The 1490-nt window shown below is 54.3% G+C and carries 1 protein-coding gene; it reads right to left on the bottom strand.

Features of this window, described 5'->3' with window-relative positions; all coding sequences use genetic code 11:
* On the bottom strand, positions 1–1490 hold a 1490-nt coding region (locus tag ACO0K9_RS27915; RefSeq protein WP_422990655.1), incomplete at both ends, for a beta strand repeat-containing protein.

Genomic DNA, 1490 nt, shown 5'->3' with positions numbered 1-1490 from the left:
ATGAAGCCACCTGCAACGCCGGTTCCTGTTGCTGTACCGATGGTGATGGTGCCTGTGTGTGCAGCAACGCTTTGCAGGGCGATGGTGTTGGATTCAGAATCAGCATCTGTGATGGTGACGTTTTCAGCCGCGCCTGTGGACAGGGTGAAGTTGAAACGTGGATCCAGGTTTTTACCATCATTGATGGTCACGCCTATCGTGTCATTGGTACCTGTGTCTGTGGCCAGACGGGCATTGATGATTGTTTGGGTGATGCCGTTGGAACCTGTGTCACTGTGCTGAACAGTAATCGCTGTGCCCTGGGCCACTGTCAATTTATTCAGGTTGAACAGATCAGTACCAGTGACTGGTGCGGAATCCAGTGGTGCGAGCAAGTTGGTGTTGGAGACGTTGCGAACCAATACGCCTGTGACATCTGGCAGTTTGCTGAAGTCCACTGTGGAAGTGGCGTTGTTCAACAAAACCTGGACTGCTTCGACTTTGGTGATGATAGAGGAACCAGTTGCACCGGCTGTGACGTTGCCGCCGTTGACGATGATCAGGGTGTCGTTACCGTCGCCGCCTGTCAGGCTGTCGCCAGCTTCGATGGTGTCAGCCAGGATGAAGACGTCAGCACCTTTGCCGCCAATGATGGAGACGTTTTGTACGGAACCGGATGTATCTGCAGCAGCGGTAGTGAAGATGCCGTTGCCGAGGTTGATAGTCAGGTTGCCGGTGAAGGCGGATGCATCAACAGTGGACAGACGACCTGCTGCTTGCAGGATGCCGCCTTGGTAGTTGACGGATTCGATCGTGCCTACGGAGCTGACGACGTTTGTTGTAGAACCCAGGTTCAGGTTGGTGTTGCCAGTGATGATGACTTTACCGGCTGTGCCTGTGTCCATTGGCAGGTTCAGTGTGCCGATGAAGTTGTTGGCGCCTGCGCTGTTGACTGTCAGTGTTTCGTAGCCTGTGCCGCCTACGCCATTGGCGGAGGAACCAGAAGTATTGCCACCGATGTTGACTGTACCTACTTGGACGTCGGAGAGGTTCAATGCACCAACGTTGGCACCTGTCAGTACGCCGGTACCGAAGGAGAATTCAACTGTACCTTGCTGGTTGGCGTTGGAGCTGGTGATGGACATGGTATCGAGAACGGATTTGATGTTTTCGATACGGGCATTGTTGGTACCAGCTGCAGAAGCGATACGGGAGATGTTGACGGTTTTGAGGCCAGTCGCATCTTGCAGATCCAGACCTGTCACTGCCAGGTTGGCACCCGCGGAGGATGAGCCTGTGAAGGCGGCATTCAGCGTTTGGATGTTGGTCAGTTTTGGGGTGATCAGTGTGCCGCCGTTGTCGTTGGCATTACCCAGTGTGGCTGTCAGGGTATTGGAGACGCCGGTACCGGTCAGTTGGTCTTCGTCTTGCAGGCTGTTGATACGGGCATTGCCGCCTGGTGTGTAGACTTGTGGGGCTGTGAATGTTTCGCCGGAAACAATGTCAGTACC

The organism is Undibacterium sp. Ji50W (genome assembly GCF_049340445.1).
GTDB lineage: Bacteria > Pseudomonadota > Gammaproteobacteria > Burkholderiales > Burkholderiaceae_D > Undibacterium.
Note: the sequence above shows the minus strand (reverse complement) of the source record. Positions and strands in the feature narration are given on the sequence as shown.